This is a genomic window from Bacillus sp. SJ-10 (assembly GCF_002843505.1).
GTDB lineage: Bacteria > Bacillota > Bacilli > Bacillales > Bacillaceae > Bacillus > Bacillus velezensis.
In genome coordinates, this window is the sequence record NZ_CP025258.1 from 910,123 (window position 1) to 922,680 (window position 12,558).

The 12,558-nt window shown below is 49.9% G+C and carries 13 protein-coding genes; 7 read left to right on the top strand and 6 right to left on the bottom strand.

Features of this window, described 5'->3' with window-relative positions:
• Nucleotides 1–23: 23 nt before the first annotated feature.
• The 5 genes from CXL14_RS04605 to CXL14_RS04625 all read right to left on the bottom strand — a co-directional run bounded on the left by CXL14_RS04605 (nt 24) and on the right by CXL14_RS04625 (nt 4,714).
• Nucleotides 24–1,322, bottom strand: a complete 1,299-nt coding sequence (locus CXL14_RS04605) for an arsenical efflux pump membrane protein ArsB (protein ID WP_007407748.1) — start codon at nt 1,320–1,322, stop codon at nt 24–26.
• Nucleotides 1,323–1,335: 13 nt separating this feature from the next.
• Entirely contained in the window at nt 1,336–1,686 is a 351-nt protein-coding gene (locus CXL14_RS04610; protein ID WP_014419219.1) for an ArsR/SmtB family transcription factor, read from the bottom strand.
• Nucleotides 1,687–1,788: 102 nt separating this feature from the next.
• Nucleotides 1,789–2,685 (bottom strand): ABC transporter substrate-binding protein, encoded by an 897-nt coding sequence (locus CXL14_RS04615; RefSeq protein WP_007407746.1) that lies wholly within the window; start codon nt 2,683–2,685, stop codon nt 1,789–1,791.
• 16 nt (nt 2,686–2,701) lie between these two features.
• Nucleotides 2,702–3,715, bottom strand: coding sequence for a FecCD family ABC transporter permease (locus CXL14_RS04620; protein ID WP_101287701.1), 1,014 nt, complete (start codon nt 3,713–3,715; stop codon nt 2,702–2,704).
• On the bottom strand, nt 3,716–4,714 hold the full coding sequence (locus CXL14_RS04625; protein ID WP_042635747.1) for a FecCD family ABC transporter permease: 999 nt from the start codon (nt 4,712–4,714) through the stop codon (nt 3,716–3,718).
• Nucleotides 4,715–4,956: 242 nt separating this feature from the next.
• Between CXL14_RS04625 and CXL14_RS04635 the strand changes: the two genes are divergently transcribed.
• The 7 genes from CXL14_RS04635 to licH all read left to right on the top strand — a co-directional run bounded on the left by CXL14_RS04635 (nt 4,957) and on the right by licH (nt 11,292).
• Nucleotides 4,957–5,547 carry a DNA-3-methyladenine glycosylase gene (locus tag CXL14_RS04635; protein WP_014419216.1) on the top strand — a complete coding sequence of 197 codons (591 nt, stop codon included), beginning with the start codon at nt 4,957–4,959 and terminating at the stop codon, nt 5,545–5,547.
• A gap of 51 nt (nt 5,548–5,598) precedes the next feature.
• Nucleotides 5,599–5,733, top strand: a complete 135-nt coding sequence (locus CXL14_RS20385; protein ID WP_369719122.1) for a hypothetical protein — start codon at nt 5,599–5,601, stop codon at nt 5,731–5,733.
• 146 nt (nt 5,734–5,879) lie between these two features.
• Nucleotides 5,880–7,835 (top strand): transcriptional regulator LicR, encoded by a 1,956-nt coding sequence (gene licR / locus CXL14_RS04640; protein ID WP_038461685.1) that lies wholly within the window; start codon nt 5,880–5,882, stop codon nt 7,833–7,835.
• Nucleotides 7,836–7,933: 98 nt separating this feature from the next.
• The gene (licB, locus tag CXL14_RS04645; protein ID WP_003150863.1) at nt 7,934–8,242 is read left to right on the top strand and encodes a PTS lichenan transporter subunit IIB; all 309 of its coding nucleotides are present in this window, start codon (nt 7,934–7,936) and stop codon (nt 8,240–8,242) included.
• A 15-nt stretch (nt 8,243–8,257) separates the two neighbouring features.
• Nucleotides 8,258–9,616, top strand: a complete 1,359-nt coding sequence (gene celB, locus CXL14_RS04650) for a PTS cellobiose transporter subunit IIC (protein ID WP_007407740.1) — start codon at nt 8,258–8,260, stop codon at nt 9,614–9,616.
• Between the two features lie 18 nt (nt 9,617–9,634).
• Nucleotides 9,635–9,967, top strand: a complete 333-nt coding sequence (licA, locus tag CXL14_RS04655; protein WP_003150867.1) for a PTS lichenan transporter subunit IIA — start codon at nt 9,635–9,637, stop codon at nt 9,965–9,967.
• Nucleotides 9,964–11,292, top strand: coding sequence for a 6-phospho-beta-glucosidase LicH (licH, locus tag CXL14_RS04660; protein WP_014419213.1), 1,329 nt, complete (start codon nt 9,964–9,966; stop codon nt 11,290–11,292). Before licA ends, licH begins: the two co-directional genes overlap by 4 nt.
• A gap of 41 nt (nt 11,293–11,333) precedes the next feature.
• Here the strand turns inward: licH and CXL14_RS04665 are convergent, their stop codons facing one another.
• Entirely contained in the window at nt 11,334–12,425 is a 1,092-nt protein-coding gene (locus tag CXL14_RS04665; RefSeq protein WP_025650062.1) for a branched-chain amino acid aminotransferase, read from the bottom strand.
• Nucleotides 12,426–12,558: the final 133 nt, after the last annotated feature.

A 12,558-nucleotide genomic window follows, 5' to 3' on the forward strand; every position in this document is an offset into this window, starting at 1 on the left:
TTCAACTTAAAAGGTTTTTCATCTCAAGCGAGCCATAACAGCCATAAATAAAGTCCGATCAGGGTGATGAATAACGTCGGAATGGTTAATATCAGACCTGTCTTGAAATACATTCCCCAGGAAATTTTCACGTTTTTCCGGCTCAGCACGTGGAGCCATAACAATGTCGCCAGCGATCCGATCGGCGTGATTTTCGGCCCAAGGTCCGAACCGATAACATTCGCGTAAATCAATGCTTCTCTCATCAGCCCGTGAGTGTCCGTTCCGCTGATGGCTATGGCGTCAATCATCACCGTCGGCAGGTTATTCATAACGGAGGACAGGATCGCAGCGATAAAACCCATTCCGAGTGTGCCCGCAAACAGTCCGTGATCCGCCGCTTTCTGAATAAGCTGAGAAAGAAGATCCGTCAGTCCGGCATTCCGCAAGCCGTACACGACAACATACATGCCGACAGAAAAAAACACGATGGCCCACGGGGCGTCCTTGATGACTTGTTTCGCAGGGACGGCGGGGCTTCGCTGCGCCAGAATGAGAAAAATGACCGCGATGGAGCCGGCAACGAAGGAAACGGGTATCGACAGCAGTTCGCTGACGAAATATCCGATCAATAAAACGGCCAGCACAGCCCACGATAACCGGAAAAGGCGTTCATCCTTAATCGCGGATGCCGGATGTTTCACAAGACCGGTGTCATACCGTTTCGGAATGTTTTTTCTGAAATAGAGATACAGCACCAAAATGCTTGCCGCCAGAGAAAAAAGGTTGGGCACCAGCATGCGTGATGCATATTCAATGTACCCGATATGAAAGTAATCGGCGGATACAATATTGACCAAATTGCTTACAACGAGCGGAAGCGAGGTGGTGTCGGCGATGAATCCTCCGGCGATAATAAACGGAAAAACCAGCTTTTCAGGTAAATTCAAAGCCCGCACCATCGCCAGTACGATCGGCGTCAAAATGAGCGCCGCTCCGTCATTGGCAAACAGGGCGGAGACAACAGCTCCTAAGACCGACACATAGAGAAACATCCGCAGCCCGCTGCCTTTGGCCGCCATGGCCATATGCAGCGCGGCCCATTCAAAAAAACCGATGCTGTCAAGAATCAATGAAATGATAATAATGGCGATAAAGGCAAGCGTCGCATTCCAGACGATTCCCGTCACTTCCGCGATATCGTGCAGGCTGACTGCTCCGGCGATCAAAGCGAGGACCGCTCCGCCGCAGGCAGACCAGCCGATTGATACATGTTTCGGCTGCCATATGACAAACACAAGTGTCAGCACAAAAATCAGCGCTGATAAAACCGCAACTCCCAAGAATATATCCCCCTTACCGGCATGTAACAGTGACTTCTTTTTGCCGCAATGTCTGTAAAACTTCGTCCTTTTCATCTATCTGCTGCAGAATCGAGCAAACCAGCGCGTATTCCGGACCGGACGGATGAATGGCATAGTACCGCCACTGGCCCTCGCGTCTTTCCCGCACAAGGCCGGCGTTCTTTAATTTCCGCAAGTGCTGGCTGATGCCGGGCTGACTTATATCAAAAATAGCCGTCAGCTCGCAGACACAATATTCCTTATCCTCCAGAAGCTTCAGCATCAAAAGCCTCGTCGGGTCGCTTAGAAGCTTGAGGCACTGGCTGATCCCTCCGGAACTTAAAGCATGATGCCGCCGTTCCATGCGCTCACTCCTTTTTCACACTATTATATAAGCGGTTGTTTATATAAGTAAACGACAATATAAAAAAGCCGGCCTTGCAATTTTTGCAAAACCGGCTCATGTTTATTTTTGGAACAGTTTTTTCGCTTCATCCATTGCTAATTTATTTCCCAGTGCTGAATAATCAAGCCAAGGCTGATCGGCAATTTTATAGACGTGGTTTGCTTTCACGGCCTTCAGCCCTTTCCATACAGCGCTTTTTTGCAATTCTTTATAGGCTTGCTGTGACTTGTCGTCTCTGTTAACGACGACGAAAATCGCATCTGCGTTGTAATCAGGCAGCACTTCTTGAGAAATGACTTCATAAGGGCGGGAGGTGTTCATTTCTTTAATGCCGTCAGCCGGTTTCAGCTTCAGATCGTCAAACAGAATCGGTCCCATCGGGCGGCGTGTGCTGAAGACGCGAAGCTCTTTTGCGTTCACGCGGATCGCCATGACTTTGGCGTTTTTCCCTAATTCCTTATTCATCATGGATCTGACTTGTTTTGTTTCATCTTCGTAATCCTGAATAAATGTTTTCGCTTCTTTTTCACGGTTGACGATTTTTCCGATGTCTTTTAAATGATCGCGCCAAGTGCCTTTATCAAGGTCGAAAACGTGTGTGTTTCCGATTTTCTTGTATTTTGACACATCTTTTCCCGCAAATTCTTTATCAAGATAAATGTTGTCAGGGTTCAGCTCAAGTAAAGCTTCCATATCCGGATCTGAGGCAGGGCCGAGTTTTTTCGTGTCTTTCAGCTGATTTTTCACATGAGGGAGAAAATCTTTTAATTCTCCGCCCACGACGGAACCGGCAGGTGTAACGCCGAGAGCCAGCAGATCATTTGTCAGGTGAATGGACATCGAAGCGATTTTATGATCGCCGGATTTCTTTTTTGACTCCGGCTGTGTTGAATCGGATTGGCAGGCAGCCAGTAAGAAAATACACATGAAACTGACGAGCGCAATTATTTTTTTCATGGGAATACTCCTTGTTTTATGATTTGATTTTCATGACGAGATAGAGAAAATACGGCGCGCCGATGGCTGCCGCAACCACGCCGGCCGGAATGGCGTTCGGCTGAAACAAAGACCGGCCGATGGTGTCTGCCGCGACAAGAATGACAAGTCCGATTAATCCTGCAATCGGAATAATATGCTGATGCATGGTGCCGACGAGCCGTCTTGCCAAGTGAGGGGCGGCAAAGCCGATAAAGCCGATTCCGCCGGCCATCGCCACACTCGCGCAGGACAAGCCGACCGCTATGGCGATCAGCATGATCCTTTTTCTCTGCACGTGTGCGCCAAGCCCCGCGGCTGCCTGGTCACCGAGCATTAAAATATTCAAAGAGCGGGCGTTCAGCCATGCAAGCGGTGCGAGAATGCCGATCCAGGGCAATAGCGACCACACGTGAATCCAATCCCTGCCCCAGACGTTTCCCACCAGCCAGCGGGAAGCGAATGTATAAGTTTCTTCATTCAGGCGCAGCGACATAAACAATGTAACGGCGCTGAAGCCCGCGGAAACGGCGATCCCGACTAACAGCATGCGGATCGTTAAAAAACCGTTCAGCCTGTCGTACGTAAGCACTACGATCAGCAGGGCGGCGAGTGTTCCGCCCGCAAACGTAAACAGCGGGATGAACATCGACGCTTGCGCCTCCAAGGAATGAAAGAATGTGATATACATCATCAAACCGAAGGAAGCGCCGGCATGCAGTCCGAGAATGCCCGGATCGGCAAGCGGATTTCGGGATACACCCTGCAAAATAGCGCCCGACACTCCTAAACCGATGCCGGCCAGCATCGTCACCAGAATCCGGGGAAGCCGGTAATCGAATAAAACGGTTGTGCTTTGAAACGTGCCGTATCCGAACAGCGTTTTTCCCACGGTGAGAGGAGAAAGCCGGAATGAGCCCGTATGCAGCCCGATCAGAATCATGCAAACGGCGATGACCAGCAGAATGAGTCCTGCCACCGCCGCTTTTTTTGTTTCTTTCTGCACTTTCATTTATAAGTCTCTCCCTTCCTTGCGGGCAATATAAAGAAAGAAAGGGACACCGACAAGTGCGACCATAATGCCTATCGCCAATTCTCTCGGGGGACTGACCGTGCGCGAGGCCAGGTCGGCCAAAATCAATAGAATCGCGCCGAGTAACGCGGACATCGGAATAATCAGCCTGTACGTAACGCCGACGATCTTTCGCGCGATATGGGGAATGACCAGCCCGACGAAGCCGATCGCGCCCGCAGCGGAAACAGACACACCGGCAAGAACGACAGCGATCATTAATCCGGCGGCACGCGTCAGAGCCGTGTTCACTCCTAAATTCGCCGCCACGTCATTTCCCATTGAGAGAAGGGTGACGGACCGGCCCATGAATGTCGCGAGAATGATGAAGACCGCAATCACGGGAACTAGGACTTGTAAATGAGCCCACTTGATCCCTGACACCCCGCCGGCGTACCAGAAGGCCAAATCCTGGCTTAAATCGTAATAAATCGCCACACCGGTACTGAGTGAATGTAAAAGAGCGGCCACGACCGCTCCGGCAAGCGTCACCTTTAAAGGTGTCATGCTGCCTTTTCCCGCCGCACTGATAAAGAAAATCAAGCCGGTGCTTGCCAGTGCTCCCAAAAATGACATCACCATCAGCAGGGCGTATGACAAATGAGGGAAAAAAGCAAAGCTGAGCGCAACAACAAACATGGCGCCCGCGTTTACGCCTAAGACACCCGAATCGGCAAGCGGGTTTCTCGTGACACCCTGCATGAGGGCGCCGGCTGCAGCAAAAGCGGCTCCTGTAACGGCCGCCCCGAGCACCCTCGGAAGACGCAATTCATGAATGATCTGCTGGCCCGTTATGTTCGGATTATAATCAGCAACAGCCGACCAAACCGTATGTAAAGTAATGTCTTTCGCGCCGAATGAGACAGCGAAAAAAATAGATACAAGCAGCCCGATCACCGCGATCAGGAAGAAAACCCCGTTTTTTAAGATGCTGATCAGACGGTTTGCGGACGTGACAGAATCGCTCAAAAATCAATTCACCTACTTTTATGATCATTGTCCGGTATTTATTGAATATGAGAATCATTTTCATTTGAACCATCATATTATACCGAGCTGATTTTCAAAACGCAATAGAGCGTTTAACAATGATGTCCTTTTTTTCTCTCATGTTTATATTGTAAAAAAGAAGTGAAAAACGTGAAAGAGGAAATCGCTATATTCAGAAAGGAGGGAGGCAAATGGCGGGAGAACGAAAGCCTTTGCCGATTGAATTTTACCAGAGACCGTCAGTGGAGCTTGCCCCTTTATTGCTCGGCTGTCTCTTGGTGAAGGAGACGGACGAGGGAACGGCTTCAGGTTTTATCGTGGAAACGGAAGCTTATATGGGAGCGGATGACCGGGCGGCGCACAGCTTCGGCAACCGGCGCACGAAACGGACGGAAATTATGTTCCATGAGGCGGGCCGCATTTATACATACGTCATGCACACTCATACATTAATGAACGTCGTCGCCGCGGACATCGGCATTCCGCAGGCCGTGTTAATCAGGGCGGCGGAGCCTCATGAAGGACAGTTCCTGATGGAGAGCAGGAGACCGGGCAGACCCCCGAGAGAGCGGACAAACGGCCCGGGAAAACTGACGAAGGCGATGGGCATTTCAATGAACGACTACGGCGGCATGATCACGGAACCGCCGCTGTATATTACGGAGGGCTTTACGCCTGAGCATATATCAACAGGCCCGAGAATCGGGATTGACAACAGCGGAGAAGCCCGGGATTATCCGTGGCGCTATTGGGTGACGGGGAACCGGTATGTCTCACGCTGACCATGTTTATAAACGCTGATAAGAGGGGAAAGACAAGGTAAAAGAAAGGGGATTCAGACATTGAAAAAATTTTTCAAAACGATTATCAAATGGGCGCCCGTCATCTATCCGATCATCAGAAAAATCATAAAAGAACGGAAGGCATCTAAGCGGAACCGCATGTCCGCATCCCGAACAGCCGGCTGATCCGGCTGTTTTTTTACGGGCCTGGCATCGGATTGCCGCATTGACTTGAAATCCTCCCCATTATAGAATTTACATACATTTACCCCTTCCTCATTCTTTTTGCCCATTTTTCACGTCTGCATCTGATCTGATAGGAGGTTTTTCTCATGCTTCATGGGCGGCTTCGTGAACTTCTGCGCTTGCTTTTAGCTGCTGAAACACCGGTTACAAGCTCAGTCATCGCTGCAAATGTAAAGGTAACGACGCGGACGGTCCGCAATGACATAAAGGAACTGCAAACCATTGTAGAAAAACACGGCGCATCCATTCAATCTGTCAGAGGGAGCGGCTATAAGCTGCTGATCCGGAATGAGCAGCCGTTTAAAAACTGGCTTCAGGACAATTTCCAGCAGAACAGCACCGTGCCGATTTTTCCCGGTGAACGGTTAGATTACCTTATGAAAAGAATGCTTCTGGCCGACGGCTACCTCAAGCTGGATGACTTGGCGGAAGAACTGTTCATCAGTAAATCCACACTTCAATCTGATTTAAAAGAAGTCAAAAAACGGCTCCGCCCCTATGACATCATTTTGGAAACAAGGCCGAACTACGGCTTTAAGCTGCGCGGCGAAGAGCTCCGCCTCCGTTATTGTATGGCGGAATACTTAGTGGACGACCGCGAGCCTGAGCCTGATCTCCTGAGTGAAAAGGCCGGTATTCTGCCGAAAGACGACATTCACGTGATCCGCACAGCCATTATGAAGCAGGTTCGAAACCACAAGATCCCGCTTTCTTTCTTCGGCCTGAACAATCTCATCATCCATATTGCCATTGCCTGCAAACGAATCCGGACAGAAAACTATGTATCTCTCATCCCGGAAGATCTTCATGATATTAAGCTTGAAACAGAATATCAGTCAGCGGAAGCCATCGTAAAAGAGCTTGAATCTGCGCTTTCGGTCACCTTTCCCGAACAGGAAACCGCCTATATCGCCATTCACCTGCTCGGGACAAAGCGCATGACCCAGTCACAATTGGAAGGAAAAGAGCTTACAAGGCTGATAGACGGGGAAACCAGCCGTTTGACGGAGGCCATGATCGAAGCCATTGAGCGGGAGCTGAAGCTCGGAATCACGGACGACAATGAGCTGAAAGCGGGTCTTGCGCTCCACATCAAGCCGGCGATTAACCGAAACCGGTACGGAATGAACCTGAGAAACCCGATGCTCTCCGCCATAAAGGAAAATTATCCGCTCGCATTTGAAGCGGGAGTGATTGCGGGAATCGTGATCAAGGAGCAAACCGGCATTGATATTCATGAAAATGAGATCGGATATTTGGCGCTTCATTTCGGAGCCGCCATTGAAAGGAGAAAGACGGAACGGCCGCCTAAACGCTGTCTGATTGTTTGTGCGTCCGGCGCCGGCAGCGCGCAGCTTTTAAGAGAAAAGCTCCGTTCCCGGTTCGCAAAGCGTCTTGAAATCGTCGGAACGGCTGATTACTGCAGCCTTGACCAGCTTTCCTTTGAGTCGATTGATTTTGTGGTCAGTACAGTGCCGATCAAAAAAGACCTGCCCGTTCCCGTATTGAAGGTTCATACGCTGTTGGGCGGCGGGGATTTTACAAAAATCGACGCCATGCTGGAAGAAAAGCGGGAACAATTGAACTTTCTGAAACCGGAGCTGGTATTTTTGCAGCAGGATCTGGAGACGAAGGAGGACGTCATCCGTTTTCTCGGACAGCAGGTTGCAGAAGCCGGCCTTGCTTCTGATTCTCTGACCGATTCTATTTTTGAAAGGGAAGCGATTTCTCCTACGAGTTTCGGCAATCTTACGGCGATTCCGCACCCGCTCGTTCCGCAGACAGACACGACGTTTTGGGCGGTATGCACGCTGAAGAAACCGATTGACTGGGCGGATAAGCGTGTCCAATTTGTCTGCCTGCTCTGCGTCGAGAAAGAAAGCAAAGCCGACCTCCAGCATATGTACAAATGGCTCGGCGGCATGTTAGATGATCCGGCCGCGGTAAGCCGTCTCTTAAAATGCACAACCTATCAGGAGGTTTTACGAGTATTCAGAGACAAACGATCAGAGAAAGACCGGGATACACCTTTTTTCCGTTAGCAGCGGAAAAAGCCTGAGTAGTTATGAAAGCGATTTCATAATATGATGGTACTAACATCGAGACATACAAAATATCAAACTTTCAGGAGGTCTTTTACATGAATATATTACTCGTTTGTGCAGCAGGGATGTCTACAAGCTTACTCGTCACCAAGATGGAAAAAAGCGCGCAGGAACAAGGAAAAGAATATAAAATCTGGGCGGTGTCAGGCGATTCAGTCAACCAGCATATTGATAAAGCGGACGTATTGCTGCTTGGGCCTCAAGTCCGTTATTTGCTTCCGCAGCTGAAAAAATTGGGTGAATCAAAAGGAGTGCCGGTTGAAGTCATCAATACCGTCCATTACGGCACTTGCAACGGAGCGGAGGTTCTGAAATCAGCAGAACAGCTCGGAAACGCATCGTAGAAAGGGGCGGGCCGTGTGAATAAGGTGAACCAGTTTTTAGAAGAGAAAGTCATGCCCATTGCCGGAAAAATTGCCTCCCAGCGGCATCTGCAAGCATTGCGTGACGGGATCATCCTCACCATGCCGCTTATCATCATCGGTTCGTTTTTTCTGATCATCGGCAACCTGCCGATTCCGGGATATGCGGATTTCATGGCAAAGACGTTCGGAAGCGCTTGGTCTCAAAAACTGCAATATCCGGTTGATGCGACCTTTGAAATCATGGGTCTTGTCGCCGCTTTCGGAATCGCCTACCGCCTGGCCGAAAAATACGGGGTGGACGCATTATCGGCCGGTGCGATATCTTTGGCGGCGTTTCTCTTGGCAACGCCGTACAAAGTTCCGTTTCTGCCTTCCGGCGCCAAAGAGGAAATCATGGTGGGCGGCGGCATCCCGCTGTCTCTCATGGGAAGCAAAGGGCTGTTTGTCGCGATGATCATCGCCATGCTGTCGACGGAAATTTACCGCTTGATCATCCAGCGGAATTTCGTCTTCAAAATGCCGGACGGCGTGCCTCCGGCGGTCAGCAAATCGTTTGTCGCCTTAATTCCCGGCTTTGCCGTCATCTTTCTGATCTGGGGTGCGCGTTTAATTGTCGAAGCGACGCCGTTTGAAAGCCTTCATAACATTGTAAGCGTTGTACTGGGGACGCCGCTCTCGATTCTTGGGGGAAGTCTCGGCGGAAGCCTGATAGCCGAAGCGGTTCAAATGCTCTTGTGGGCGTGCGGATTACACGGGGCGAACATAGTCGGCGGCGTCATGGCGCCGATCTGGTTCGGAGCGATGGATGCCAACCGGATTGCGTTTCAGGCGGGCGATGCGCTTCCGAATATTTTCACCCAGCAGTTCTTTGAAATCTGGATCAACATCGGCGGAAGCGGCGCGACACTGGCGCTCGTGGTCACCATGTTTCTCCGTTCGCGAAGCAAGCAGATGAAGCAGCTTGGGAAACTCGCCATCGGGCCGGCCGTCTTTAATATTAATGAGCCGATTATTTTCGGAATGCCGATCGTCATGAACCCGATGCTTCTCATTCCGTTCATTATCACACCGCTTGTCACACTGGTCCTTACCTATATCGGTATGAGCACCGGCCTCGTCGCCAAACCTGCCGGCATTGCCGTCCCATGGACGATGCCGCCGATTTTCTCCGGCTATCTTGCCACGGGCGGAAAAATATCAGGGGCTGTCATGCAGGCGATTAATATCATCACAGCCTTTATCGTGTACTATCCGTTCTTCAGAATGTGGGATTCGCAAAAGCTGAAAGAAGAAAACGAACTTGAACAATCGCAGGCGCCAGCCGTACAGGGAGACGAAAAAGCCGTGCTGTAGAGAAAGGGAGTGAAACACATGAATGAAAAAATGGAACAGACCATTTTTCAGATCATCCTGCATGGCGGCAACGGCAGAAGCGCATCAATGGAAGCCATTGCCGCCGCAAAGCGGGGGGACAGAGCCATGGCGGAGGAAAAGCTTCAGGAAGCCGCAAGGGAACTGACCGAAGCTCATCATTATCAGACAGAATTGATCCAAAATGAAGCCGGCGGAGAAAAAACAGACATGACGCTTTTAATGGTGCATGCGCAAGATCATTTAATGAATGCCATGACCGTGAAAGACTTGGCCGCAGAGTTAGTCGAGATTTATGAAAAAGTGAGTCTGCAAGGGGGAGCAAAAATATGACAAAAGGAATTAAAATTGTAACGATCGGCGGAGGTTCAAGCTATACACCGGAGCTTGTGGAAGGCATCATTAAGCGCTATGAGGAACTGCCTGTCAGAGAATTATGGCTCGTCGACATTCCTGAAGGCGAGAAAAAACTCAATATCGTCGGCACGCTTGCAAAACGCATGGTCGAAAAAGCGGGTGTTCCGATAGAGATTCACCTGACGCTTGACCGGAGAGAAGCCTTGAAGGATGCGGATTTCGTAACGACTCAATTCCGCGTCGGCCTTCTTGAGGCCCGCGCCAAAGACGAACGGATTCCGTTAAAATACGGCGTAATCGGCCAGGAGACAAACGGTCCGGGCGGTTTATTCAAAGGGCTGCGCACCATCCCGGTTATTCTGGAAATCGCGAAAGACATTGAAGAGCTTTGTCCGAATGCATGGCTCGTGAATTTCACAAACCCTGCCGGCATGGTTACCGAGGCCTTGCTCCGCTACTCGAATCTCACAAAAGTCGTCGGCCTCTGCAATGTGCCGATCGGCATTAAAATGGGCGTCGCAAAAGCATTGGATGTGGATGTCAGCCGGATCGAAGTGCAATTTGCCGGGCTGAATCACATGGTCTTCGGATTAGATGTTTTCTTAGACGGCGTCAGCGTGAAAGATCAAGTCATTGAAGCCATGGGAGACCCGAAAAACGCCATGACGATGAAAAATATTTCAGGAGCGGAATGGGAGCCTGAATTCCTGAAGGCGCTCGATCTGATTCCTTGCGGCTACCACCGCTATTATTTCAAAACGAAAGAAATGCTCGAGCATGAAATAGAAGCGTCACAGACGGAGGGCACACGCGCCGAGGTCGTGCAGAAGGTTGAGAAAGAACTGTTCGAACTGTACAAAGATCCGAATCTCGCCATCAAACCGCCGCAGCTTGAAAAACGGGGCGGAGCGTACTACAGTGACGCGGCCTGCAACCTGATCAGCTCCATCTATAACGACAAACATGATATCCAGCCCGTCAATACGATAAACAACGGCGCGATCGCCAGCATTCCGAATGACTCAGCGGTCGAAGTGAACTGTGTCATGACGAAAGACGGTCCGAAACCGATCGCCGTCGGTGATCTGCCGGTGTCTGTCCGCGGACTCGTCCAGCAAATCAAATCATTTGAGCGTGTCGCCGCTGAAGCAGCCGTCACGGGAGATTATCAAACGGCGCTACTTGCGATGACGATCAACCCTCTCGTCCCGTCAGACTCCGTGGCAAAGGCCATTCTGGATGAAATGCTTGAGGCCCACAAAGAACATCTGCCTCATTTCTTTAAGTCGATTGAAGCATAAGAGCAGTAAAAAAAACCCGGATTCGCTTCCGGGTTTTTTGCTTATTTTGATTCGCTTAGTGAGGCGACTTCTGTCGTCCAGCCGAACACGTCGGCTTCCGCGCCTTTTTGAATGCCTGTAATGGTATCGTACAATTTCTTCGAGATCTCTCCGGTTTCACCGCTGCCGATGACAAGACTTTCATCATTCCAGATCAGTTCGCCGACCGGAGAAATGACCGCCGCCGTACCGGTTCCGAATGTTTCTTCCAATCGGCCGTCACGATGCGCCTGGATGATTTCATCGATCGAAATCTTTCGCTCAGACACAGTCAGTCCCCAATGTTTGAGAAGGGTGATGACGGAATTTCTCGTAATTCCTTCAAGAATGCTTCCGTTCAGCTCCGGCGTCACGATCTCGCCGCTGATTTTGAAGAAGATGTTCATGCTGCCGACTTCTTCGATGTATTTTTTCTCAATGCCGTCAAGCCATAAAACCTGGGAAAATCCCTTTTCTTCCGCAACCTGCTGCGCTTTCAGACTTGATGCGTAGTTGCCGGCGGTTTTCGCGTTTCCGGTGCCGCCTTTGACGGCGCGCACGAATTCGTTTTCCACGGCGATTTTCACCGGTTTAATGCCTTCTTTGTAATAAGAGCCGACCGGGGAAAGAATGATAAACAGCTTGTACGTATGGGATGCCGCTACACCGAGGAAAGGCTCAGTCGCAATAATAAACGGACGGATATAAAGGGAAGTGCCTTCCGCTTTCGGAATCCAGTCTTTGTCGATGGCTACGAGCTGTTTCAGACCTTCAAGAACAAGCTCTTCATCAATGAGCGGGATGCAAAGGCGGTCATTTGACTGGTTCAGGCGCTCCATATTTTTCTCCGGTCTGAACAGAAGCACTTCCTGATCCTTCGTTACATACGCTTTAAGCCCTTCAAAAACGGTTTGGCCGTAATGATAAACCATGGCCGCAGGATCCATTGAGATGGACTGATAAGGGATAATTCTCGGATCGTACCAGCCTTGATCGGCATCGTAATCCATAACAAACATATGGTCGGTGAAAATTCTGCCGAACGCAAGGTCATGGGGGTCCGGTTTCGGTTTTTTGGCTGAAGTCAATTCAACACGAATGTCTTGTTTCATAATGTTCTGTCTCCCTATTGGTGTTATTGTCAAACTTATTTGAAAATAATTTATATTCTATTGTATACCTTCAACAAATATTCGCAATAGTTTTCCTCAAATTTGTGAAAAAATCAAATCACATAAAAAGCAGGGG

Bases quoted from the DNA above. Each gene is read 5' to 3' on its own strand.
- licA (WP_003150867.1), top strand. From the start codon at position 9,635: ATGAATGAAAAAATGGAACAGACCATTTTTCAGATCATCCTGCATGGC.
- CXL14_RS04610 (WP_014419219.1), bottom strand. From the start codon at position 1,686: ATGGAACGGCGGCATCATGCTTTAAGTTCCGGAGGGATCAGCCAGTGC.
- licB (WP_003150863.1), top strand. From the start codon at position 7,934: ATGAATATATTACTCGTTTGTGCAGCAGGGATGTCTACAAGCTTACTC.
- licH (WP_014419213.1), top strand. From the start codon at position 9,964: ATGACAAAAGGAATTAAAATTGTAACGATCGGCGGAGGTTCAAGCTAT.
- CXL14_RS04635 (WP_014419216.1), top strand. From the start codon at position 4,957: ATGGCGGGAGAACGAAAGCCTTTGCCGATTGAATTTTACCAGAGACCG.
- CXL14_RS04620 (WP_101287701.1), bottom strand. From the start codon at position 3,715: ATGAAAGTGCAGAAAGAAACAAAAAAAGCGGCGGTGGCAGGACTCATT.
- licR (WP_038461685.1), top strand. From the start codon at position 5,880: ATGCTTCATGGGCGGCTTCGTGAACTTCTGCGCTTGCTTTTAGCTGCT.
- CXL14_RS04615 (WP_007407746.1), bottom strand. From the start codon at position 2,685: ATGAAAAAAATAATTGCGCTCGTCAGTTTCATGTGTATTTTCTTACTG.